Genomic DNA, 23080 nt, shown 5'->3' with positions numbered 1-23080 from the left:
CGACTGGCGTTCGAGTAGTCGCCATGACAGAACGCGACGAGACGCCCCGAACCGATACTTCGACAGGGTACGACAGCTTAGCAGAACGGGCAGACGAAGACCTCGACAGGCAGGGGAGTCCGTGGGGCGACAGCTTCTTTCAGGAACACTACTCGTGGCCCGCGACAAGAGCGATGCTTCCCGACGTGACCGGCGACGAGGTACTCATCGCCGGTTGCGGGCGCGGCGACCACGTCGAGTGGTTCCTCGAAAACGGCGCGACAGTCGTCGGCATCGACGCCAGCGAACGGGCAATCGAAACCGCTCGGGAGCGATTCGGCGACGAAGCCGACTTTCGCCACGCAGACGTGTCTGACCCGCTCGACTTCGAGGCTGACAGCTTCGACCTGGTGTTCAGTCACCTGATGCTGGGCCATCTCGAAGCGTGGTCGCCGGTCTTCGATGAGTTCCATCGAGTACTCACCGAGCGCGGAACGCTCGCGTTCACCGTGATTCACCCCCAGTACCTACGCGAGACCAGAGACATCACGAACCACTACGCGACCCAGCGCATCGTGGTGCAGTGGCCGGGTGCCGAGATTCCGGCCTACTACCGGCCGATGAGCGGGATAGTCGGACCGCTACTCGAATCGGCGTTCCGACTGGAGTCGTTCGAGGAACCGAAACCACGCGAATCGTTCAGAACACACTCTCCCGACCGATATCGGGCCGCGATGCGCTCGCCGCAGGTACTCTGCGTTCGAGGGCGTGTGGTGTCTAAAGAGTAAGTCGAGTCGGTTGCTTACTGTGACTCTTCGATTTGCCAGTAGAGATACTGGCGAACGAACTGCGAGAAGTTGTCGTGGCCACACTTCTCGCAGTCGAACCCGTTCCACTCCTCGGTGGAGAAGACGTACCCGCAACCGTTTCGACAGCTTTCGCCGCCGAACTGGTCGATGAGTTTCGCTTCGAGCGTGTCGCGGTGGTTCGTATCGAGGTGGCTCTCTCCTCGCTCTTTCAACGTCTCGCTGGTCGGTGCTTCGATGGTCGAATCACAGAACTCGCAGTCCAGTCGGAACTGTTTCGTCTGGCTCATGTAGACCTACGTCGTGTTGGTCCACTCTCAGGGGTACCGAACGGAGCGTCAGCAGTAGTGGACTTGTGGAGTTCGTCTATCAATTCCGCCGTCATATGTGTAAGTAGTAGTTGACATAACTAAGTAAGCCATCGGGGTGCAAGCGAACGTCGTATAAGTAGGCCGTCGTATGTATGCCGAAGTCGTCGCCTCATCGGTGATTCGATAATTCAAACCTCTCTTATTTACTTTCTGCCATTATCGAGTTCGAGAGGAGTGTGTTGACTCCCCGTGCGATTCGCCGGGAGAACGACTGGCGCGTGATGCCCATCTTCTCTGCGAGTTCCGACAGCGACGTTTCGCGGGGGACGGCGAAGTATCCCTCCTCGAACGCCAACTCCAGTGCTTCGCGCTGTTTGGCCGTCATGCCGTAGGGGTTGTTCCGCGACTCGTTCGGGTTCCACACTCGCTCGACGGTGTTCGGCACGTCGCACTCGTTGAGGAACTGCTGGAACGACGAGAGCGTCTCGTGGTCCCGTCCTCGCAGTTCGAACCGCCACGTCTCCTCGGTCCCCATCGCTTCCTTGATGTGTAGGTCTTGGTCGTCGATCTCCTTGAGCAAGCCATCTATCTCCGTCTCCCACTCGATTCGATAGAGCGTCCCGCTCGTCCCGACGTCCACCCGTTCGAGGCTTGCCACGCGGTCTTCGTTCTCTACTGCGTCTTCGAACGCCGCTAAGTCGGGTGCGTCCGCCCAGAAGTAGGGGACGAACGTACTTCCGGTCGGCACGAACTGCGTGAGTTCGATGCGGTAGTCGGTCCCCGCCACGACCCGGCCCAGTTGGAACGAGTCGGCCGGGATAGTGATGTCCGCGGCGACGCTACTCATCGTGATTGCCCCGCAGTCCGAGAGCGATTCGACTGTCGAACTGTCCCACTGCACGGCCAGATTGAGTAGCATCACTCGTGCTCCGCGATAATATCTCGATAGATGACATAGATTGTAGTTGATGATGCAGAACGCGTGGGAACTGTGTGACGCGCTCCGCGCATCGAACGCGCGGATGAACTGCTCGACACCGCCCAAGCGACAGAACTGGCCTCTTCTGTCAGTCGAGCGAGCGCGCAGTGTGTGATCGTGGTTCCGTGTGTTACGATTATAGTCACATAGGGATACATCTGTGGCTTCTAGACAATTATTTTATACTACGGGATTCGTCTCTCGCGGCACAGGTGGTTTCGCGGTTTCGCCGAAAAAATAAATCGTCTCTTCCAATCCTTCGCTCACTCCGTTCGCTCAGGCATCGCTACTCACGGGTCACGTTGCGAAAGTCCGCTGGAATTTCGCGGTTCCCCGTTCGTATTATCGAGGCCTTCACTCGCTTCGCTCGTTCACGCCTCGCTACCTCGCAACTCTCCACGGCTTCGCCGTTCCGAATCGAGACCCTCACTCACTCCGTTCGTTCGCGTCTCGCAACTCCCTCACCTTCTGGATGTTCCAGGCGAATCCACGCCCGTCTTCGTGGGGCGTCTCCAACACGAGCGGCACGTCCGCGAGGTCCGGATGGTTGACGAACGCCGACATGCCCTCCTCGCCGATGAGACCCTCGCCGATGTGGGCGTGTTCGTCCTTGTTCGTGCCACACTCGTGCTTAGAGTCGTTGAGGTGGACGCAGGCCAGATTTTCGAGACCGACTACCTCGTCGAACTCCGCGACCGTCGAATCGACTGCGTCCGCGCTGGAGAGGTCGTAGCCCGCCGCGAACGCGTGGGCCGTATCGACGCAAACTTCGAGGTCCTGCTCGCTCTCAGAGAGGACGTAGTCCAGATGCTCGAAGTCGCCGCCGAGTTTCGTGCCCGACCCGGCGTCGCTCTCGATGAGGACCGTGACGCCCTCGGGAACGTCCAGTTCGTTCAGTGCCGAGACGGCGTTGTCGAGGCCGCCTTCGACGCCCGCGCCAGTGTGCGCGCCGAGGTGGACGTTCACGTAGGGAATATCGAGTTTGTCCGCGGCATCGACTTCCTTCTGCATGCTGTCGATGGATTTCTCGCGGAGGCCGTCCTTCGGCGTGCAGAGGTTGACGAGGTACGACGAGTGGATGACCCACGGCCCGACGTCGTTGTCGTCGGACAGCGTTTTGAACTGTGCTGCTTCGTCGTCGTCGATGTTCGGGTCCTGCCAGACTTGCGGCGAGTGGGTGAAAATCTGCCCACAGTTACCGCCGTCCTCCACCTGTGCCTCGACGGCGTTGAACACGCCACCAGCGATAGATTCGTGCGCTCCAACTCTCATACGTGCGGCCAAGCAGGGATGGGGTAAATGGGCTTCGGATTGCGAGAGGCGAACGAGCGAAGCGAGTGAGGCTCTCGTAGCGGAGCGACGGAGTCGCGGAACAGGCGGATTGCGGGGCGTGGACGAGCGAAGCCAGTTTTCCGGCGCGCGAAGCACAGCGACTATCGCGACTCGAATACGGGTTGGTAGTCCGAATGATGGCCTCGGGCAGCAGTTGCAACCGCTGTCCTGCGTTTTACCTCCGCAGGTGGCTCTCCCGCTCAGACGCAGTAAACTACTTAGTGCTATACAAAATGCAGGGGGCGGCCTCGTTCACCGGACGAGTAAGTCTAGCTGATGTGCGACGTAGACTAACTCACCTGCTGAAATTTGGGACTCTCGCTCTTTTCGCCACTGCTCGACTTGCTCCGACCGAACCGTCCCCTCCTTCTCGACTGCCCCCGAGACCATCGACACGATGCAGTGCAGGAAGTACGCTTCGTCCGCGGGATACACCGACGCTCCTCCCTTGCCCTTCTTCTTGCCGGGGCGAACCACCCAGTCGGAACTTCCCACCGCGAGAACTTCGCCATTCTCGGACACCGAACTCAGCAGGTGTCGTCCCGCTCGACTGTCGCCCGACTCGTCCAGATGGTCGTGGAACGTCCGAACGAGACGACGCTCGAACTCCCTGTCGGCCACCGGTTCGAACGCCGTCTCGCCGTCGAAGGTGAGCGGCAGGTACGCCACGCCGCCCGAAGCGAGCGCGTTTCGGAACGCCCCGAGTGCGTCGAGCGGACCCACGAGGTCCGCGAACGACTGGGCGACTACCAGGTCTACGCTCCCAGCACGAGATTCGGCAAGCACGTCGAAGGCGTCGCCGACCACGAACTCGACGCTGACCTGCCGCTTCCCTCGGGAGAACACCAGCTTTTCGTCGCGCTCGCCAACTGCGTACCCCTGCGCGGCGGCGCGTTCTGGAAGTCGCTTTCGCGCTATGGCGACGTTGGCTTCCCGGCGGTCGATTGCAGTGTAGCGCACTTCGTCGGGAAGCCACGCTTCAGTAAGCAGTCGCTCGATTGTCGTGCCGATTCCACAGCCGACTTCGAAGGCGCAGAGGGACTCTCGTCCCGAGAGCTCTGCGGCGAGTCGGCCTTCGACGCGTCGATTCAGTGCCCGGTCGTCAACGGTCCGTTTGGCCGAGAGGTAGCGCTGGAAGTTCACGCGGGGACCTCCCGCTGGTCGGTGTCGGCGACTTGTTGTAGAAACCCGCGAATTTCGGCCATCGTCTCGTTCCACCCCGGATGGGCTTCGTAACGTCGCCGTGCGGCGAGGCTCATCTCTCGCAGTCGCTCGCGATTCCGGAGCAGCTCCCGGACTGCCTCGGCGACGGCACCGGGACTCTCGGGAGCGACGAGGAATCCGTCTTCTCCGTGGGTCACCAACTCAGTCGCACCGCCTTCGGTCGTCGCCAGTGCGGGCAGTCCGAAGCTCATTCCCTCCGCGTAGACGATGCCGAACCCCTCGTACGTCGAGGGAACCGCGAGCAGGTGACTTCTGGCGAACGCTTCGGCGAGCGCGTCGTCGCCGAGTCGCCCGCGAAACGTGACGCGCTCGGAGAGGTCGTTCGCACGCACCTGCTCGCGCACGCGTGCGAAGTAACTCTCGTCTTTCTGCTCGCCGACGACAGTCAGTTGCCAGTCGCCCGCGACTCCTCGGAGTCCGTCGAGAAGCGTGTGCAGTCCTTTCCGGGGAACGAGCGCGCCGACGAAGAGAACTCGGAACGGGTCGCGGTCAGTCCGCTCCGCGATAGCCCGCTCGACGTCGCCGATTTTGGGGTCGAATCGGTCGCCAGCGGGACGGGCGACGATGGTGGGCGGAGCTTCGTCGGGTCTCCATCTTGCGAGGCGTTCTGCCGCTCGACGAGTCGCGTCGCTGGCGTAGATTGCAGCATCTACTCGCTGGAGGTAGCGCCGTTCGATTCGTCGCTCGACCGGTCGGCCGAGTCGTTCGCGCCAGCCAGAGCGCGCTTCGCTGGCCCGGAGGTGGTGAACCAGCGCGACGACTGGCAGGTCGGGGTCGGTAGCGACCAGCGAGGGATGACAGAGTTCGTCTTCGACCAGCACGTCGAGGTCTTCGGGGAGATGCCGCCCGACTTTGGAACGCAAACTGTCCGCGAGCGAGCGAGAATAGTTTCGCCACGGGAGTTCGACTACTTGCACGTCGTCGCCTGCCTCTCTGAGCGCCTCGACTAACTTCCTGTCGTAGAGGAAGCCGCCGCTGGTCGTCTCGATGTCGACGTAGACGACGATGCCGACTTTCATACCTCCCTCTCGAACGACGCCCACGCCACGTCGTCCTCTCGGAGTTTCACCGCCAGCGACTCGACTTCGGGGGCGTCGAACTCCGTGAGGAAGCGGTCGCCGAACAGTCGCGCGAACTGTTCGAGACTCGGGTTCAGTCCGTCGAACTCCGGGAGGTCGTTTAGTGTCGCGTCTCTGTAGCGGGCAACCGTCTCGTCCGCGCGGTCGCTCACTGCGTCGATGTCCACGAGATACCCGTGTTCGTTCAGGCGTTCTCCCGAGAGCTGAATCTTCGCGGTGTACGCGTGGGAGTGTCGCTCTCCCTCCGGTCCGGGGTTCGGGACCGTCAGGAAGTGCTGTGCGACGAACGACCGCTCGACGGTGACGCTGTACATCCCCTACGGAGGCGACGGCCAGCGTCTTCAAGATTCGTACCGGAACAGCACGCCGAGCGCGTCTTCCGGGTGTTCGTCCAGCAGTCGATACGCTCGCTCGGCCTCCTCGATGTCGAACTCGTGGGTGACGAACCGCTCGGGCGAGAGGTCGGCAAGTTCGTCCCACGCCACGTCGAGGCGGCGGTCCTTGCTCCAGCGGCCGCGCAGTTCGGGGTCGATGGTGCTGACCTGACTGCTCTCGACGCGCACTCGACTGCGGTGGAACCGGCCGCCGAGGTCGAGTTCGACTGGCTTGGTGCCGTACCACGACCCGATGACGACCCGCCCGTCGTAGCCAGTCGCGGCGATGGCGGAGTCGAGTGCCCCGGGTTGTCCGGAGAGTTCGTAGGTCAAATCTGTTCCCTCGTCACCGAACTGCTCGCGGATTCGTTCGCTCGCGCAGGCGTCTTCGCCTGCGCTCGCACACTCTCCCTTCCGGGGGTCGAGCGTCGCGTCTGCACCCAACTCGGCAGAGCGAGCGCGGCGAGACTCGTAGCAGTCGAGCGTCACCAGCGAGTCGAGCGGATAGTTGGCGAGCAACCCGGTCGTCAGCAGTCCGACGAGACCTTGCCCGAAGACGGCGACGCGTTCGCCCAGCAGTGGCGCACCGTCGTGGAGGAAGTTGACTGCAGTTTCGACGGTTGGGAGGAACGCGGCCGCTTCCGACGAACAGTCCTCGGGCACGGCGAGCAGGTCGGAAACCGGCGCGCAGAAGTGGCTCTCGTGAGGGTTGAACGCGAAGACGCGCTGGCCGACCCACTCAGAATCCACGTCCGGTCCCGTCTCGGTGACTCGACCGACCACGGCGTAGCCGTACTGGAGCGGGAACTCGAACGACCCCGACAGCGTGTCCAGCGTCTCGTCGGTGGTCATCTCGGTCGGTGCGTCGCCCCGATAGACGAGTAGTTCCGTGCCCGGACTTACCGCAGAGTACTCTGTGCGAACCCGAACTTCCCCTGCTTCGGGGTCTGGACACTCTCGCTGTCGGACGGCCACGTCTCGCGGCCCGGTGAAGTACAGTGACTGACCCACGGTTCCCCCGACGACGCAGTAGTTCGCGTCGCCAACCGAGGTACGGTGGCTTCACGTATCGTTCTTTGGTTAGAGACGAGACAGAATTCGTCGTACCAACCCGCACGTTCGCTCGGCCAACGGTCGCAGGACGGGGTTCGCACCTATGGCGAGATACGCTCGCCGTGGCCGATAGTCCTCGCCTGCCAGCAGACCGAGTGCCTGCGCGACCGCTCGGTGATTGCCGTCGGCGACCGTCACGGGCGAACACCCCTGTCTGGTCGAGAGGACTAGCGGGCCGCCCGGCGGCTGGTCGCTGAAGCGCAGAACTTTCCGAACGTCCACCCCCGTTTCGGCGGCCAACCGGTCGGGGTCTTCGTTCGCGACTCGTCTGGCCGCACCCAGCACGGTCCCGTCGGGCGAGAGCGCGCGCCACCGAAGATTCTCGGGTCCCTCGACCACGTGCAGTCGCTCGAACGTCTCGCGGTCGAGCGAGAGTTCGTACCACGTTGGACTCTCGCGCCAGACGAACGCGGCCGCACCGGGCTTGCGTTCGAGCAGTTCGTCCAGTGCCTCGCGGTCGGTCAGTGTCCCGAGTGCATCTGACTCTATTGCCCCTCGCTGGCACTCCATTCGAAGCCATTCTCGGACGACCTCGCGTTGGGAGATGGGCCGCGGGTCGCCGACCGCCGCGGCCGTCACCGCCCGCGGGAGGTCAGTCTGGCCCGTCGCCATCGTCTCCTGCGAGCAGGTCGTGGATGTCCTCGTCGTCCAGTAGGTCCACGAGGTTCGCACCCTGTTCGTACTCGCGTTGCTCCTCGGCCGTGAGCCAGTTCGATACGTCTCGGTCGGCCATCAACTCGACGAGTTTGTCGTCCAAGTCGTCGGGGTCGTATCCTGACACGGGCATGGCAGCAGGAGTACGACCCGTGTTACCTTAGGGCATTCGGCGTGGCCTGCGCGAGTCGGTGAGAAATTCGCTCACGAGAGTGAGCGTCGTTCCGATTTCGTTCGCGGCGTTGACCCCTCTAACGCGGCAGCTACACTGCTCTTCCGACCGGTTTGGGTGAGCCACCGCTACCACCTCTGAACTGATTTCATATCCCGATAATTGATTTATCGGCACGAGGCGAAACCGTCAAACGCCCGGAAACGCAACTCTCGTCCGATGGACTGCGACAAGTGTGGCGACGAGGCGGTCATGCACGCGGCCTACTCCGGCCTCCACCTCTGCGAGGACCACTTTACGTCTTCTGTCGATAAACGGGTCCGTCGTCGCGTTCGAGAGGACAACCTCGTCCCCGACGACGCGACGCCAGACGACCCCGAGACGTGGGTCATCGGTCTCTCTGGGGGCAAAGACAGCGTCGTCCTCACCGACATTCTCTACCGAACCTTCGAGAAAGACCCGCGAATCGAGTTGGTCGCGCTGACGATTCACGAAGGTATCGAGGGCTACCGAGACAAGAGCGTGGACGCCTGCGAGGAACTGACCGCGGACCTCGACATCAGCCACGAACTCGTCACCTACGAAGAGGAGTTCGGCGTCCAGATGGACGACGTGGTCGAGAAAGATCCGGAGAACATGGCGGCCTGCGCGTACTGCGGCGTGTTCCGACGGGACTTGCTGTCGCGCTACGCCGAGGAACTCGACGCGGACAAACTCCTGACGGGTCACAATCTGGACGACGAGGCAGAGACTGCGCTGATGAACTTCTTGGAAGGGGACGTGGCACAGGTCGCCAAGCACTTCGACGCCAGTTTAGGTCCGTTCGGGGGAGGAGATAGTGACTCCGAGGATTCGAACGACGGCCCGCGAACGCGCAGCGACCAAGACAGCTTCGTCCCGCGCGCCAAACCGCTTCGCGACGTGCCCGAGAAAGAGGTTGCGCTGTACGCCCACCTCCGTGACCTCCCGGCTCACATCACCGAGTGTCCCCACGCCGAGGAGGCGTACCGCGGCGAGATTCAAGAACTGCTCTACCAACTCGAGGAGAACCATCCTGGGACTCGTCACTCTATCATGGCCGGGTACGAAGACCTCGCCGCACTGGCCGCAGACGAGTTCGGTGCGAGCGAGGAGGGAGACGACGGTGACGAAGACGGTCCCGAACTCAAAGAGTGCGAGCGGTGTGGTTCGACGACGACCCGAGACATCTGCCGGAAGTGTTCGCTGCTGGACGCGATTCACGCCGCCTGATTCTCTACTCTAGTTCGGGGGTCAACGCCTCGAAGACGAGCGAACACAACTTCTGTTCCGCACTCCGCAGGTGCTGTGAGAACGTCGAGAGCGAGATACCGAGTTCGCTCGCCACCGCTTCGCCCGACTTCTCGCGCGGACTCTCGAAGTAGCCGCCTTCGTAGGCCGCGAGGAGAACTTCCCGCTGGCGGTCGGTCAGCAGTTCCTCGACGGCCCGCTGGAGTTCCCGCCGGGAGAACAGCGGCGTCGTGTAACTCTTCTGTCGGCGTGCCGCCACTGTCACCGATGGGTGAGACTCTTGGAAGCGCGCCACGACTTTGCTGGTGTCGTAGACGTTCGGAATCTCGGCGACGATGTGGGCGACGCCGTCGGCACTGGAGAGGTGTCGGGGAATCGCCCCGGCGTCGGTCAACGACGCGACGAAGTGCTTTTCGGGGTTGTTTACGCGAATCTCGGCGATACCGCCAGCGTCGTCGCCGTCTATCATCCGCGCTTCGAGCGCCTCGTACGCTTCTATGGCGGCCAACACGTCCTCGTCCGAAGCGCCGGAGAACGAGTGAAAGATAGAGTAGGTGTTGTCTCCGTTCGGCATTATCTGCTCGACGTGAGTCGAACAGCCGGTCTGCTCTGGAATTGCGACCAACGGGTAGCTCGGGTCGGTGACGCGGAACTTCACCTCGACCACCGAGTCCGACTCCGCGCCGCCCCCTGACTGCGACATAGTTGAAGCACTTACTGTCTATCAACTAAGTGTTTGCGTGACGTATCGGCCAGTGTAGGCACTACTTGGAGTCGTCCAAAAGACGCAATCCGCGACCAGAGAAAACGAAGTAATACGCGAACGAACTACCGGATGACGTCCAATCCGTTGTTCTTCTCGACTTGGTCCTGTCCACCGTCGCTCGTCGCGTTCCAGGACTGGTTACCGCCGTGTTCGTTTCCCGCCGACCCACCGAGTTCGGACTGGTTGTTCTCAAAGTTCTTGCTCGCGTCGAACGACTGGGCGTCCACGTCACGCATCTGCTCGCGGGACTTGTCGGCCTGTTTCTGCGTGCTGGGGCCGAGGACCTGCGCCGACTGGACGCCGGTCATGATGGCCATCACGCGCACCTTGCCTTTGTAGTTGTCCTGAATGCGAGCGCCCCAGATGACGTTCGCGCTGGCTTCGAGTCGCTCGGTGATGTTGCTGGCGATGGACTCGGCCTCTTTGAGCGTGAGGTCCGGGCCACCCGTGATGTGAACGAGACCACCGGATGCACCGCGGTAGTCCACGTCCAACAGCGGGTGGTTCATCGCGTCGCGGACGACCTCCTCGGTCTTGTTCTTGTCCTGTGTCTCGCCGACGAGCATCACCGCGACTCCGCCTTGGTTCATGATAGACGTCATGTCGGCGTAGTCGAGGTTGATGAGCGACGGCTGGGTAATCGTCTCCGAGATGCCCTTGACGGTCTCGGCGATAATCTGGTCCATGACCGAGAACGCCTTGCCGATGGGCAGGTTCGGGACGTAGTCCAGCAGACGGTTGTTGTCCAGCACGATGATGGAGTCCGCTTCGTTGCGAAGCTTTTCGAGGCCTTCTTCGGCCTTCACCGTACGTGCGCGCTCGACGTTGAACGGCGTCGAGACCATCCCGACGACGATAGCGCCCTGTTCTTTCGCGATCTTCGAGACGACGGGGGCTGCACCGGTGCCGGTACCGCCACCCATGCCAGCGGTGACGAAGACGAGGTCCGCGTCACCCAGCACTTCTTTGACGGTTCCCTGGGCCATCTCGGTCGCGCGTTCGCCCATCGAGGGGTCGCCACCCGCACCGAGACCGTTGGTCAGGCTCTTGCCGACCAGAATCTTCGTGTCGGCCTCGATCATCTTGAGGTGCTGTTTGTCGGTGTTGATGGCGACGGTGTCCGCGCCGTCTACGCCGATGTTGTAGAGGCGGTTGACCGTGTTGTTTCCTGCACCACCACAGCCGACGATGACGATTCGTGGGTCGCCAAACTCGTCGCCCGTCGAAGATGCGTCCATCTCGCGCTTCTCTTCTTCGGCGTTTTCCAACGCGTCTTGAACGATATCCTGCATTGTCTACACCTTCGCCCACGACCGCTTGCTCGTCGCTTGGTCGTTGTTGCCCTCTTGTTCTTTCAGCATGTCTCGAACGGCCGCCCGAATCGCCTCACTTCGATTCGGGAACTCGCCGGTCTCGACCATCTGTTCGACTTCCTCGATTTGTTGTTTCGGGATGCGTAGTGTCACACGTTCCATGTCTTGTATTCCCCTGAGAGACGGCACGCGGTGGACCGCGCATGTTGTCTTACGCCGTGAGGACGCGCAACACGGGCGTTAACCCGGGGCGCGCCTCGTGTGTAAGACGACCGTCTTACGCGAACGTATCCACATGGTCAAAGGTTAAATAAGTACCGGACGGTGTAAAACGTTGTCTTACGACTGGTCGAAAACGTCCGCTGCGGGCGTTCTCCGGCCGCAGCTCGGGCAAAAGCCCCAGTCCGACCGAATTTCGTCCCCGCAGTCACAAAACAGTCGTCGGGCGGCCTTCTCGCCGCAGTTCGGACAGTAAACGTGGTCGTCGGACAGCGTCTCACCGCACTGGCCACAGTCGCTCTCGCCACCGGTGTCGGACGCCGTCTGACTCGGCTCGCCACGAGTCGGTTCGGCGTGCCCCGGTGCCCGCTCGTTTACGTTCGTTCGGGCACCCGTCGCGTGAGCGTCCGCCGCTCGAACCGGTGCGTCACTCTCCAGCGTCACGTTGACGTTGATGTCTTGAGCGCTGTCGCGCGACTGTCGCTCCCGCGTGGCGAGTCGCTCGGTCACGAGTTCGTCTACGCGCGCTTCGAGAACGCCGTCGAGACTTCCGGTGCCGGAAGCGGCCGAACTCTCGTTCGCGTTCGCCTCCGCCGCCGTCTCTTGGGGCGCGCGCTCGCTGCCCGCGCCGCCGTCGAGATACTCGCGCAGCGCTTCGCGCATGACCTCGCTCTTGGACGCGTCTAACGCCTCGATCTGTTCGACGAGGTCGTCGTCCGCCCGGAAGGTTATCTTGCTCATGACGCGATTCGTATCAGTTCTACACAGCCCTTCCTATTTGAATGTTCCTACTGTCCGACAAGCGGGAGACGAGATGCCGTCCTCCGATTCTCCAATTCGGCCATTCTTCGGGTTCGGTTCTGTCGCCGATTGGGTAGGTTCGGAGCACGGGCGTTTATTATGAGTGGGAGCGTGTCGCAATCTCTCACTGAATAATAACCCTTAAGTCTGGCACGGGGCCTACGTTGTAATGCGTTCGACCGCCCTTAGCTCAGACTGGTAGAGCAGTCGACTGTAGATCGACTTGCCCCCCGTTCAAATCGGGGAGGGCGGACTGATTTTCTCGGGACAACGTGAACGAGCGAAGCGAGTGAACCGTCCCGAGAATTCTGCGACCCGACCCGATTTGAGCTTGTGAGTTGCACGCCCGGAACGGCGCGAAGCGCCGCATGCCCGGAACGTCTCACAGTGTTCAACATCGGGGAGGGCAGACTTCTTCCCTCGTTGAATTACAGTCGAGAGCGCAACGCTCGCTACGAACCGCAGAGGTTCTCGTGATTTTGACCGCTTCGAAAGCCCCCGCCGGTTCACGGCGCGCCGCGCCGTTAGCTCGGGAGAGCTCCGCTCTCCCAGTGTTCGCGGTCGTCTCGGCGACATATCGACGCAACCCGCGCGCTGACGGAGCTTGCTCCGTCAAGTCTGCACTCGCTTCGCTCGTGCAGACGCCGAATAGGGGTCGCCGAGACGATCACGCAAGCGCGAACGGTCCGAGGGACGGAGTCCCTCGCTATTCGCGTGACCGACCCCTTTCAGTCCCACCCTGTGGTTTGGTTCACCGCCTGTTTTCGGTGGTTTGTGTCACCAGCCGATACCGTCGGCCGGTCGGCCGAGCGTGGTGGTGGTTCGAACTCGACTCACACACCCCAGATAAACGCGATGCCGAACGTCGTCACGACTGCCAGTAGCAACTGCAAGGGCGCGCCCACGCGAACGAAGTCCGTGAAGCGATACCCTCCCGGGCTGTAGACCATCAGGTTCGTCTGGTAGCCCATCGGCGTCATGAACGCCGTCGAGGCCGCAAACGTCACCGCCAGCGCGAACGCGAAGGCGTCGGCACCGATTCGCTGGGCCGTACTGACTGCAATCGGCATCACCAGTGCGACGCTGGCGACGGGCGTGATGAGATTCGCGAGCAGTCCCGTCAGCAGGTAGAACAGCGCGAGCGTCCCGAGCACTGGAAGCACCGTCGCGACACTCGTCACGTGGCTCGCGAGGAACGCCGCGCCGCCGGTCTGTTCGAGCGCGAGGCCGAGCGGAATGACGCCCGCGAGTAGGAAGATGACCTCCCAGCTAACCGCGTCGTACGCTTCCGACGGGCGAATCAGGTCCGTGGCGACCATCGCCACGACGCCGCCGAGCGCCGCGATGACGATGGGCAGGAAGTCGAGTGCCGCGACGGCGAGGACGGCGGCGACGATGCCGACGGCGAGCGCGGTCTCTTCTCTGTCTATCGGTTCGGCTTCGATTTCGGTCTCGTCGGCACCGACCGTCTCGGTGACGCGGCAGTCACCGGTCGCTTCGAGGTTACTCAGACCGGTTTCGGTGACGTACAACAGTAGCCCGTCGCCTTCGTTCAGTCCAGCCTCCGAGACGTCCTCGACGCGGAGTTCTTCCCCTCGTCGCGCAGCGAGGACCGTCGCGTCGTACCGCTCGCCGAAGTTCGTCTCGCCGACGGTTTGGCCCAGCAAACTCGACCCCGACGTGACGACGACTTCTGCGAGCGTCCCACGGCCGTTGCCGACCGACAGTTCGGCTTCCGTGACTTCCGCGCGCGGCAGTCGGCGGAGTCGCTCCCGCATGACGAACTCCTTGACTGCTTCTTCGTCGGCCCGCACCGTCAGCACGTCGCCCGCCTCGATTTCGCGGTCGGTTCGAGAGGCAACGAACGCTTGGTCGCCCCGGAGCAACTGGAGAATTTTGACGTGGTCGGCCTGAACGTCCGCAGCAGTCTGGCCGACCAGTGGCGACGACTGGGTGACGTACACCCGCGCGAGTCGCCCACCGAGTCCGAACTCCTCGGTCAGGTCGTGGGGTGCCACGCGGGCGGGCAAAAGCCACTGACCAACCGTCAGCAGGTAGACCACTCCGACGATGAGGACGAGAACGCCGAGCGGCGTGAACTGGAACATCGAGAACGGCGCGCCCGCGACCCCCAGATTCGCGGCGACCGAACTCGCTACGAGGTTCGTCGCGGTGCCGACGAGCGTCAGCGTCCCGCCGAGCATCGCCGCGTACGACAGCGGAATCAGGAGCTTCGACGGCGAGGTGTGGTTCCGGTCGGCGAGGTCGGTCACCATCGGGATGAACAGCGCGACGACTGGCGTGTTGTTGACGACGCCCGCGAGCGGGCCCGTGACCCCGACGGTCGCCGCGAGCAGCCGCTCGCGGCTTCCCGCTGTGTATCGGGCGATGATGGCTTCTAACTGCCCGATGACGCCAGTTCCTTCGACGCCCGCGCTCAGGATGTACATCGCGACGATAGTCACCGTCGCCGCGTTCGAGAAGCCAGAAATCGCTTCTTCTGCGGAGATGTGGGTCCACGGCTGGAGGACGACCAGCGAGACGACGACCGCAATCGCAGTCGTATCGGTCGGAAGTCGCTCGGTGACGAACAGCGTCACGGCGACTCCGATGAGCGCGAACACGACCGCGGTGTCGGCCGTCAGCGGTGGCCCTGCCACTCTCGAATCTCCCTCGGCGTTCCGTTTTCACTCATTTCGTGGCCATCCCTTTTGGTTCGACTCTCTACGCACGCTCACCTCAACATTTCGACCGTTGAGACGAACTACAACTTCTACAACGACGACTACAACTCGCCCGCGAGGCCAAACGTCTCTAGCTCTCGCGTTCCCAACACGTCCGTGACGGTCTCGTAGAGGTCCTGCAACTGCGGGCCGGTGTGGCTACCGTTTCGGTCTTCCACCCAGCGGTAGCGGACGACGCTCTCGCTGTCGATGAAGAAACACGCTCTGCGCGCACGAGGGGCGACGCCGAACGCTCGGTACGTGACGCCGTAGTCGCGCGCTATCGAGAGGTCCCGGTCCGAACAGAACGGGAAGGTCACGTCCAAGTAGTCCACGAACTCCTGGTTCGTGCGGGGTCGCGCTCGGTTGACGCCGACGACTTGGACGCGCTCGTCCGTGGCGAACCAGTCGTACTCGGCGACCGCGCTCCGCTCGTGGAACGTCTCCAAATCGAAGTCTGTCGGCTGGAAGACCAACAGTACCGCTCCGTCGTCGCACAGTGAGGAGAGCGACACCGCAGACGTCTCTCCGTCTGGCCGAACCAGTGGCGCGGTAAACGCAGGGGCCGCGGTTCCGACTTCGGGACCTCCCGAATCACCCATACAACAGTGTCCTGCGGTATCTGCCTAAAATCTTCGTCAGACGGAGCGCGTACAACTGGTTTTATTTGGGTGGGTCTCTCAGCGCCGGTATGGCAACGTCGCTGGTCGTCGATACGGTCGTCGTCGTCGGGTTTCTCGCGTTCTACGGCGGCCTCTCCCACGACTTGGGTGCGACGACCGAGATGCTCCACCCGCGTCTCGGCATCGCGCTCTCGCTCTCGACGTACGTCGCCGCCGGAGTCGCCGCAATCGTGGCCGTCGCCACTGTCGCCATGGAGGCGCTGCGCGCCAGCGGCGTCGTCGCGACCGCCGGAACCGTCTTCGGAGTCTCTCTGCTGTTCGCCGCGCTCTTCGGACTGTTCTTCCGACTCGGCACGGCCGTCTACACCGTCTTGCTCCGGGTCGGACTGGACCTGAGCTGAGAGCTTCGAGTCGATATCTCTGCTCGCTGACTCCCTCCGACAGACGCGTCTGTCACAAAGGCCCGCTTAACCCCCTCGCACCGAAACGGCCAGTCGTGGTTTCGCATGACCCGTGACCGATTTATTCGGGGGTTCCCCGAATAACCAACCCCTCACAGACCGCGACGTACAGCTTCTGGACACCACGCTCAGGGACGGCGAGCAAGCGCCGGGCGTCTCGCTGTCGCCCGACGAAAAAGCCGAGATAGCCGCGGCGCTGGACTCCGCTGGCGTGTCCACAATCGAGGCAGGGAGCGCTTGCACCGGCGACGGCGAGCGGGCGACGATTCGACGAGTCGCCGACCTCGACGTAGACGCCAGAGTCACCAGTTTCGCCCGTGGCGTCCAGTCTGACATCGACCTCGCGCTCGACTGCGGCGTGGACGGCGTGAACCTCGTCGTGCCCGCAAGCGACCGCCACGTCGAAGGCAAGGTCGGCACTAGTCGGGACGACGTAGTCTCGACCACGACCGACCTCGTGGAGTACGCCACCGACCACGGCCTCTGGGTCGAAGTAATCGGCGAGGACGGCTCTCGGGCCGACCTCGATTTCCTCGAACGCCTCGCTCGGGCCACCCACGACGCAGGCGCGGACCGATTCTGCTTCGCGGACACCGTGGGGTACACCAGCCCCGAACGCGCCCACGAAGCTGTCTCACGCCTCGCCGAGTTGGGGCCGACCAGCACGCACACCCACGACGACCTCGGACTCGCCGTGACGAACGCGCTCGCGAGCGTCGCCGCTGGCGCGGACCTCGTCCACGCGACGGTCAACGGCGTCGGCGAGCGCGCCGGAAACGTCGCGCTCGAAGAGGTCGCCATCGCGCTCGACCACTGCTACGGCGTCGAGACGGCGGAGACGACCGCACTCTACGACCTCGCCCAAACCGTCGCCCGCGCAACGGACGTTCATTTGCCGCCGAACAAGGCCGTCGTCGGCGAGAACGCCTTCGCCCACGAGAGCGGTATCCACACGGACGGCACGCTCAAAGACGAGCAGATGTACGAACCATATCCTCCTGAAAAGGTAGGTCGAGAGAGACGCCTCGTTCTCGGCAAACACACCGGCCGAGCGGGCGCGAAAGCCGCACTCGAAGAACACGGCGTCGAGGTGGACGACGAGGAACTCCAAGCGGTCGTCGCCCGCGTCCAGCGACTCGCCGAGCGAGACAAGCGCGTGACCGACGCCGACTTGCTCGCAATCGCCGAAGACGTGCAGGGCCGCGAGCGCGAGAGTCGCCGCGTCGAACTGCTCGAAGTCACCGCGACCAGCGGCGGGCGCACCCCGACTGCGAGTGTCAGACTTCGCGTGGACGACGAGGAACGAGTCGCCAGCGGCACCGGCGACGGTCCAGTCGATGCGGCCGTCACGGCCGTCAGAAACGCCCTGCACGACAACGCACACACGCGCCTCGAATCGTACCACGTAGACGCGATTACCGGCGGCACCGACGCCGTGGTCACCGTCGAAGTCGAGATGGCACGCGATGACCGCTCGGTGACGAGCGCGGCCACCGACGCCGACATCACTCGCGCCAGCGTCGAAGCGATGGTGGACGCGCTCGACCGACTGCTCGTGGTCGATTCGGCAGACGAACCAGCGGTCGCGGACGACTGAATTCTAATTCAGTCGGACTACTTTTTGGCCGCGAATCGCTTTCCGTGACGTTGGAGGAACGCGACGCCGCCGAGTAGCAGGAGCGTCCAACTCACCCAGTACCAGAGCCATGGCTCGACGACGAACGCGGCGAGTCCGTAGCCGACGGTGACGATTCCCAGTCCGCCGCCGACGCCGCCGACGAGTCGAGCCAGCCCTTCTCCGTCGGCTACCGTCTCCGACCGATAGCCGGAGATGAGTCGCACGTCAGTTCTGTACCGGATTCGGTAGCCGAGGTAACAGATGAACAGTCCCGACACGACCATGAACACGAGCGTGGCGAGTGACTCTTCGGTGACTCCGGATACCATCGTTCCCAAGACGTGTTTATTTCCACAAGTTTGTATCGGACTGCCGACCCTCGCGCTGGTTCGACCACTACTTCTGTGGTTGGACCCACCACTCCTGTTTATCCTGTTCGCCGCCTAACTACTCCTATGAACGTCTTCGACAGAATTCGCCGACGAAGCGGGACCGAGGGCGACGCGGAGCGAGGCGTCAGTTGGCCGGCCTTGCTCGCCAGTATCGTCGTCTGTCAACTGGCAGGTATCGTCCCCTCGATTCTGACCGCGGACGACGTGGCGACGTGGTATCCGACGCTCGTCAAGCCAGCGTTCAACCCGCCGAATTGGGTGTTCGGCCCGGTGTGGACGACGCTCTACTTGCTGATGGGTATCGCACTCTACCTCGTCTGGCGGAGCGACGCGGGGCGGATTCGACAACTCGCGCTCGCCGTCTTCGCCGTCCAACTCGCGCTGAACGCCTCGTGGACGCTGGTGTTCTTCGGTGCGAACCTGCTGTTCGGCGGCCTCGTCGTCATCGTCGTACTACTCGCCACAATCGTCGCGACGATTGTCGCGTTCGCACGCATCGACAGACGGGCCGCCGCGCTGTTGGTTCCGTACCTGCTGTGGGTCAGCTTTGCGACGGTTCTCAACTACGAACTCTGGCGACTCAACGCCTGAAATCTGAAAATTCGACGTTCGACTGCTCGCGCAGGCACCGCCTAATTCACTTATCACTCCGCTAACGACCCGTTGCTCGGTCTATAACAAAGTCGTGCAGTAGACTACCACAATTCGTGTCGAATCGCTCGTACTCGGACGCATACGGGACGGAGACAGGTCGGTACGCCGTCGGAGCGAACCGCCTCGGTCTGCTCGCCGTCGTCTTCCTCGGCAAGTCGCTGGACGCGATTAGCACCATCACGGTCCTGCAACTGCGAGACGACGTCTACGAGTCGATGTGGCTCACCCGAACGCTGATAGAACACATCGGCCTCGTCACTGGCGTCCTCGTCACCGTCGTCATCGCCGTCGTCGGCGTGGCGATTCTGGCCGAGAGCGGCGAACTCGTCTCTCGGTTGGTGCCCGACGAGTGGGCACCCGACGCCTACCCCCGTGCGTTCCGCGTCGTGACCTACGCCTCGGCGGGCGTCTGGTACGGCTATCTGGGCGTGCACAACTTCATGTTGCTGTTTTGACCGTGGATCCGGTGTTCGCGTGTCTGGCTACGCAACGTCGGTGGCATTTCGTTCTATAATTATCCACTATTTCCACGTTTAGTCCTAAAATAATGGAATTTTCACGATTCTACCGCCCACATAGTGATATGCGTTTTCGAACTATTCGCTGTCGAGGTACCCCCGATGGAGACTCCAAGACGGACGTTTCTGAAATCTGCCGCACTGGCTATCAGTAGTTCAGCACTCGCCTCGACGGTGACCGGTGACACCGGCACCGAACTACCTGCATCGAAGTCCGACACGCTCGATTCCACAGACAGTGGGTGGAGACAACCCGGATTCGGCTCCGGCGACACGTGGTACAACCCGCGCGGCGCGTATCCCACGACCCTCCAAACGAAGTGGACCTACTCGTCCGAGGACCGAGCGATTCACGATCCTGTTACCGCCGACGGCTCTGTCTACGGCGTCGGCAAGCGCACAGGGGCGATGGAGCCACACCTCCACGCCGTAGACGCTGAAACCGGAATGCAACAGTGGCACACCGAGGTGAACGACGACGTTCGGAACCCGTTTGTCGTCGGGCAGGCTGTCTACTGCGTCGATGATTCCGGTATCTGGTCGTTCTCGACCGACGACGGGAGCGAACGGTGGCACCACGACGACTCCGGTGTGATACTCGTGCAGGCGACGAACGACGGGGTGTACGTACTCGCAGACCAATCGGTCTACAAGCTATCGACCGACGACGGTTCGACGCAGTGGACCGTCGATATGTCGGCCGAGTTTCCGGACGACGACTACGTCCGAATCGAGACGATGGTGGTCGGAGATGGCGTCTTCCTCGCCACCGAAGATGGAGTGTACGCCTACGAGACGGACACCGGTGCGCGGCGATGGAGCTACGATATCGAAGCGACCGACCTCGCCGTCGCCGATGGGACACTCTACCACTTCGACACCCTCGGTAACCTCTCGGCGCTGTCGGTCTCGACCGGCGAGAAACGGTGGGGGACGAACAACCGGACGAAGAGCTACGTCGTCCGCGAAGACTCGCTCGTCCTCCAGACCAGCAGTGGAGTACTGACGAAGGTGGACGCCGAGTCGGGCGAACGGCTGTGGAACTGGGACCCCGAACTGGGGTCCGACGTGGACTCCCGGTCCCATCTGGTCGGTGCTGGCGACGCGCTCGGCCTCGTCATCCGTCACGAGGACGGCGACACCAACTGGAAGTCACTCGCACTCCTCGACCCGGAGAACCGCGACACGCGGGTGTACCACCTCACCGAGAGCGTCGAGGAACCGTATCCGAACTACACCGCTCCCGTTATCGCCGACGGAACTGCGTACGTCGCCGCGGGCGGTGGCAACGACGACGATTCCGACGACGCACTGTACGCCGTTTCACTCTTCGGGTCGAAACCGGACGAGTCGGAGAACCGCGCGCCCTCGGCCCGCATCGACTCGGAAGCGGAGGGATGTGGCGATTCCTACGCGCTGGATGGCTCTGCGTCCGCGGACCCCGACGGTTCGGTCGTCAAGTACGAGTGGGACGTCGGTGCCGACGGAACCGTAGACGACACCGGCGAGACGACGACTGTCACTGTTGCGGACGGTGAATCGGTCTCCGTGCGGCTCACCGTCATCGACGACGATGGGGCAACGGCATCAACGACGATAGAACTGTAACCCGGTTTTCGTCGCCGGGTGTCACCGACCGTCGGTTTTCGAATCTCCTGCCCGTCCGATTTTCGACGCCCCGGTACCGACACTTTCGGATAGCTGTCAGTAGCGACTACTCGAAGCGTTGGAAGTTGGAAAAGCGCCGAGAGAGAGATTTGAACTCTCGAGTCCGTGAAGACAGTAGATTTCGAATCTACCGCCTTGGCCAGGCTAGGCTATCTCGGCTCGTCTCACCGTACTGCCGTCTCGGACTTAGTGGTTTCGATTCGGTCGAGTCGTTCGACCTCGAAGGAACCTCACAGTTCAGTGAACCGTCACCTTGAAGCGCGTCGGTTCCCCTTCAAGGGGTATGAACGTCACCGAGGCGAGCGAGCAGTGCGAGTCCGTACTGGACACGATTGGCGAGGCCGTCATCGCCGACCGGGAGTTTCTCGAAACTGTCATGCTGGGTGTGTTGGCGGGCGGGCACGTCCTGCTCGAAGACGTGCCAGGCACCGGAAAGACGCTGACTGCGCGAAGTTACGCGTCCGCGCTCGGACTCTCGTTCTCCCGTGTGCAGTTCACGCCCGACCTACTCCCGGCGGACGTGACCGGCACCCACGTGTTCAACGAGCAGGACCGCTCGTTCGAGTTCAACGAAGGCCCTATCTTCGCCAACGTCGTGCTGGCCGACGAAATCAACCGCGCGCCCCCCAAAACCCAAGCCGCGCTTCTCGAAGCGATGGAGGAGGGACAGGTCACGGTGGACGGCGAGACGCGCGAACTCCCCAAGCCCTTTTTCGTCATCGCCACGCAGAACCCCGTCGAGCAGGAGGGAACCTTCCCCCTGCCGGAAGCCCAAGTAGACCGCTTCGCCGTCAAATCGTCCATTGGCTACCCGGACGTGGACGGCGAGTACGAACTGCTTCGCCGGCGTGCGGGCCGCGACGAGCAAAGTCCCTCCGTCGGCACGGTACTCGACGAGCAACTCGTCGCGGACATCCGGGACGTGTCCGAGACGGTGCGCGTGGACAACGACCTCCTCGAATACATGGCGAACGTCGCCCGCGCCACCCGCGAAGACCGCCGCGTCGAAGTCGGCGTCTCCCCGCGCGGGACCCAGCGACTGTTCGAGGCCGCCCGCGCTCGCGCGGTTCTCTCCGGCCGAGAGTTCGTCACCCCCGACGACGTCAAGCGCGTCTCCCAGCCAGTGCTCGCCCACCGCGTCGTGCTGACCCCCGACGCGCAGGTCAACAACGTCGCCAAGTCCGCTATCGTCGAGCGCGTGCTGGACGAGGTGGAAGTGCCGACCGTCGAGTAAGCGCCTCTGACGAGCGTTTCGACCGTCGTCCATCGGCCGTTTTCACTTTCACTCCGCTTGGCTCGTTTTTATATCAGTTCCGCGACCATCGGCAAGGTATGACCAGCGACGAGAGCGAGGAGACGGCCGACACAGACGGGGAGGAAAAAGAACTCAAAGACCTCGACCCGAACGCCGAGGAGGCCGCACGGAAAGTAGAACGCCAACTCCGGCGCGTCCGCCTCGAATCGAAGCAGTAGTTCAGTTTCGCAACGCCGAGGTCAGCACGACGGCCGCAATCAGCAGAAAGACGAGCGCCGTCACCGGTTGGCCGCCGGCCGCCGCGACGTACACCGCGTAGGCGAAGCCACCGGCACCGACTGCGACGACTGTACTTCCCGCCGCGTGCATCACTTCTAACCTCGTCGTCTCGGCTTCTCGACCCAACTGTTCGCCGACGTTGATAGCCTGCTCGCCGAAGTCGTAGGCCAGCACCGTCCCGATGATGGCCGGGAGGAGCAGGAAGACCGACGGTGAGGCGAGTCCCGACACGAGCGTCCCCACGAGCAGTGCGGCCGTGCCGAGCGTGACCGCTCGGCGCGACCCGCGGAGGACCCCCAGCAGGACGACCAGAAACCCGGGACCGGCGACGCCGAGTCCGAAGGTACTGGCCAGTCCTGTCGCGACTGCCGCGAGCGCGGCGGCGCTCGCGGCGAGCGCCGCGGACATGCGGGCTGGCGACCGGTCGATTTCCCGGGAGTCGGTCACGCTCGCCACCCCCAGACTGCGTCTGGCGAGGTCTGCAGACCTCCGGTCATG

General features: G+C 62.9%; 26 protein-coding genes and 2 tRNA genes. 10 read left to right on the top strand and 18 right to left on the bottom strand.

Features of this window, described 5'->3' with window-relative positions:
* The first annotated feature begins 23 nt into the window (after positions 1–23).
* Positions 24–767, top strand: coding sequence for a class I SAM-dependent methyltransferase (locus F7R90_RS13910; RefSeq protein WP_158058012.1), 744 nt, complete (start codon positions 24–26; stop codon positions 765–767).
* A gap of 14 nt (positions 768–781) precedes the next feature.
* Here the strand turns inward: F7R90_RS13910 and F7R90_RS13905 are convergent, their stop codons facing one another.
* The 9 genes from F7R90_RS13905 to F7R90_RS13865 all read right to left on the bottom strand — a co-directional run bounded on the left by F7R90_RS13905 (position 782) and on the right by F7R90_RS13865 (position 7984).
* The gene (locus F7R90_RS13905) at positions 782–1075 is read right to left on the bottom strand and encodes a hypothetical protein (protein WP_158058011.1); all 294 of its coding nucleotides are present in this window, start codon (positions 1073–1075) and stop codon (positions 782–784) included.
* A 220-nt stretch (positions 1076–1295) separates the two neighbouring features.
* Positions 1296–2015 carry a helix-turn-helix domain-containing protein gene (locus tag F7R90_RS13900; RefSeq protein ID WP_158058010.1) on the bottom strand — a complete coding sequence of 240 codons (720 nt, stop codon included), beginning with the start codon at positions 2013–2015 and terminating at the stop codon, positions 1296–1298.
* Positions 2016–2501: 486 nt separating this feature from the next.
* Entirely contained in the window at positions 2502–3347 is an 846-nt protein-coding gene (locus tag F7R90_RS13895) for a deoxyribonuclease IV (RefSeq protein ID WP_158058009.1), read from the bottom strand.
* 312 nt (positions 3348–3659) lie between these two features.
* A complete protein-coding gene (locus F7R90_RS13890; RefSeq protein ID WP_158058008.1) occupies positions 3660–4550 on the bottom strand; it encodes a class I SAM-dependent methyltransferase in 891 nt (296 codons plus the stop codon).
* On the bottom strand, positions 4547–5650 hold the full coding sequence (locus F7R90_RS13885) for a glycosyltransferase family 4 protein (RefSeq protein ID WP_158058007.1): 1104 nt from the start codon (positions 5648–5650) through the stop codon (positions 4547–4549). Before F7R90_RS13885 ends, F7R90_RS13890 begins: the two co-directional genes overlap by 4 nt.
* A complete protein-coding gene (locus F7R90_RS13880) occupies positions 5647–6024 on the bottom strand; it encodes a 6-pyruvoyl trahydropterin synthase family protein (RefSeq protein WP_158058006.1) in 378 nt (125 codons plus the stop codon). The genes F7R90_RS13885 and F7R90_RS13880 overlap by 4 nt, the downstream gene beginning before the upstream one ends.
* Before the next feature lie 27 nt (positions 6025–6051).
* Entirely contained in the window at positions 6052–7095 is a 1044-nt protein-coding gene (locus F7R90_RS13875) for a zinc-dependent alcohol dehydrogenase (protein WP_158058005.1), read from the bottom strand.
* Positions 7096–7164: 69 nt separating this feature from the next.
* Positions 7165–7809, bottom strand: a complete 645-nt coding sequence (locus F7R90_RS13870; protein WP_158058004.1) for a hypothetical protein — start codon at positions 7807–7809, stop codon at positions 7165–7167.
* Positions 7790–7984 carry a hypothetical protein gene (locus F7R90_RS13865; RefSeq protein ID WP_158058003.1) on the bottom strand — a complete coding sequence of 65 codons (195 nt, stop codon included), beginning with the start codon at positions 7982–7984 and terminating at the stop codon, positions 7790–7792. The genes F7R90_RS13870 and F7R90_RS13865 overlap by 20 nt, the downstream gene beginning before the upstream one ends.
* A 258-nt stretch (positions 7985–8242) precedes the next feature.
* Here F7R90_RS13865 and ncsA point away from each other — a divergent pair, with 258 nt between their 5' ends.
* A complete protein-coding gene (ncsA, locus tag F7R90_RS13860) occupies positions 8243–9274 on the top strand; it encodes a tRNA 2-thiolation protein NcsA (RefSeq protein WP_158058002.1) in 1032 nt (343 codons plus the stop codon).
* 4 nt (positions 9275–9278) lie between these two features.
* On the opposite strand, the gene F7R90_RS13855 is transcribed toward ncsA, so the two are convergent.
* The 4 genes from F7R90_RS13855 to F7R90_RS13840 form a co-directional block, all read right to left on the bottom strand.
* A complete protein-coding gene (locus tag F7R90_RS13855) occupies positions 9279–9995 on the bottom strand; it encodes a helix-turn-helix domain-containing protein (RefSeq protein WP_158058001.1) in 717 nt (238 codons plus the stop codon).
* A 125-nt stretch (positions 9996–10120) separates the two neighbouring features.
* Entirely contained in the window at positions 10121–11350 is a 1230-nt protein-coding gene (gene ftsZ / locus F7R90_RS13850; protein ID WP_158058000.1) for a cell division protein FtsZ, read from the bottom strand.
* Positions 11351–11353: 3 nt separating this feature from the next.
* On the bottom strand, positions 11354–11533 hold the full coding sequence (locus tag F7R90_RS13845; RefSeq protein ID WP_158057999.1) for a ribbon-helix-helix domain-containing protein: 180 nt from the start codon (positions 11531–11533) through the stop codon (positions 11354–11356).
* A gap of 177 nt (positions 11534–11710) precedes the next feature.
* Positions 11711–12331, bottom strand: coding sequence for a double zinc ribbon domain-containing protein (locus F7R90_RS13840; protein ID WP_158057998.1), 621 nt, complete (start codon positions 12329–12331; stop codon positions 11711–11713).
* A gap of 239 nt (positions 12332–12570) precedes the next feature.
* On the opposite strand from F7R90_RS13840, the gene F7R90_RS13835 reads away from it, so the two are divergent.
* A tRNA-Tyr gene (locus tag F7R90_RS13835) sits at positions 12571–12644 on the top strand.
* A 580-nt stretch (positions 12645–13224) separates the two neighbouring features.
* Here the strand turns inward: F7R90_RS13835 and F7R90_RS13830 are convergent.
* Both F7R90_RS13830 and F7R90_RS13825 read right to left on the bottom strand, forming a co-directional pair.
* On the bottom strand, positions 13225–15051 hold the full coding sequence (locus tag F7R90_RS13830; RefSeq protein WP_158057997.1) for an SLC13 family permease: 1827 nt from the start codon (positions 15049–15051) through the stop codon (positions 13225–13227).
* 125 nt (positions 15052–15176) lie between these two features.
* The gene (locus F7R90_RS13825) at positions 15177–15716 is read right to left on the bottom strand and encodes a redoxin domain-containing protein (RefSeq protein ID WP_158057996.1); all 540 of its coding nucleotides are present in this window, start codon (positions 15714–15716) and stop codon (positions 15177–15179) included.
* A gap of 89 nt (positions 15717–15805) precedes the next feature.
* Between F7R90_RS13825 and F7R90_RS13820 the strand changes: the two genes are divergently transcribed.
* Both F7R90_RS13820 and F7R90_RS13815 read left to right on the top strand, forming a co-directional pair.
* Entirely contained in the window at positions 15806–16138 is a 333-nt protein-coding gene (locus F7R90_RS13820; RefSeq protein ID WP_158057995.1) for a hypothetical protein, read from the top strand.
* 112 nt (positions 16139–16250) lie between these two features.
* Positions 16251–17795, top strand: a complete 1545-nt coding sequence (locus tag F7R90_RS13815; protein WP_158057994.1) for a 2-isopropylmalate synthase — start codon at positions 16251–16253, stop codon at positions 17793–17795.
* 17 nt (positions 17796–17812) lie between these two features.
* Here F7R90_RS13815 and F7R90_RS13810 read toward each other — a convergent pair whose 3' ends face one another.
* Positions 17813–18145, bottom strand: coding sequence for a DUF3784 domain-containing protein (locus tag F7R90_RS13810; protein WP_158057993.1), 333 nt, complete (start codon positions 18143–18145; stop codon positions 17813–17815).
* A gap of 126 nt (positions 18146–18271) precedes the next feature.
* Between F7R90_RS13810 and F7R90_RS13805 the strand changes: the two genes are divergently transcribed.
* The 3 genes from F7R90_RS13805 to F7R90_RS13795 all read left to right on the top strand — a co-directional run bounded on the left by F7R90_RS13805 (position 18272) and on the right by F7R90_RS13795 (position 20988).
* Entirely contained in the window at positions 18272–18799 is a 528-nt protein-coding gene (locus tag F7R90_RS13805) for a TspO/MBR family protein (RefSeq protein WP_158057992.1), read from the top strand.
* 116 nt (positions 18800–18915) lie between these two features.
* Positions 18916–19317 carry a hypothetical protein gene (locus F7R90_RS13800; protein WP_158057991.1) on the top strand — a complete coding sequence of 134 codons (402 nt, stop codon included), beginning with the start codon at positions 18916–18918 and terminating at the stop codon, positions 19315–19317.
* A gap of 165 nt (positions 19318–19482) precedes the next feature.
* The gene (locus tag F7R90_RS13795) at positions 19483–20988 is read left to right on the top strand and encodes an outer membrane protein assembly factor BamB family protein (RefSeq protein WP_158057990.1); all 1506 of its coding nucleotides are present in this window, start codon (positions 19483–19485) and stop codon (positions 20986–20988) included.
* A 134-nt stretch (positions 20989–21122) separates the two neighbouring features.
* Here F7R90_RS13795 and F7R90_RS13790 read toward each other — a convergent pair.
* Positions 21123–21207: transfer RNA gene (locus F7R90_RS13790), tRNA-Ser, on the bottom strand.
* 124 nt (positions 21208–21331) lie between these two features.
* Here F7R90_RS13790 and F7R90_RS13785 point away from each other — a divergent pair.
* Together F7R90_RS13785 and F7R90_RS22255 are read left to right on the top strand one after the other, a co-directional pair.
* The gene (locus tag F7R90_RS13785; protein WP_158057989.1) at positions 21332–22282 is read left to right on the top strand and encodes an AAA family ATPase; all 951 of its coding nucleotides are present in this window, start codon (positions 21332–21334) and stop codon (positions 22280–22282) included.
* A 98-nt stretch (positions 22283–22380) separates the two neighbouring features.
* Positions 22381–22521, top strand: a complete 141-nt coding sequence (locus tag F7R90_RS22255; RefSeq protein WP_192498319.1) for a hypothetical protein — start codon at positions 22381–22383, stop codon at positions 22519–22521.
* 1 nt (position 22522) lies between these two features.
* On the opposite strand, the gene F7R90_RS13780 is transcribed toward F7R90_RS22255, so the two are convergent.
* Positions 22523–23029 (bottom strand): DUF7519 family protein, encoded by a 507-nt coding sequence (locus F7R90_RS13780; protein ID WP_225741180.1) that lies wholly within the window; start codon positions 23027–23029, stop codon positions 22523–22525.
* Between the last annotated feature and the right edge of the window lie 51 nt (positions 23030–23080).

The sequence above is a fragment of the Halorussus halophilus genome (assembly GCF_008831545.1).
Taxonomy (GTDB): Archaea; Halobacteriota; Halobacteria; order Halobacteriales; family Haladaptataceae; genus Halorussus; species Halorussus halophilus.
The sequence above is the reverse complement of the archived record's forward strand: the minus strand, read 5'-3'. Positions and strand labels throughout refer to the sequence as shown.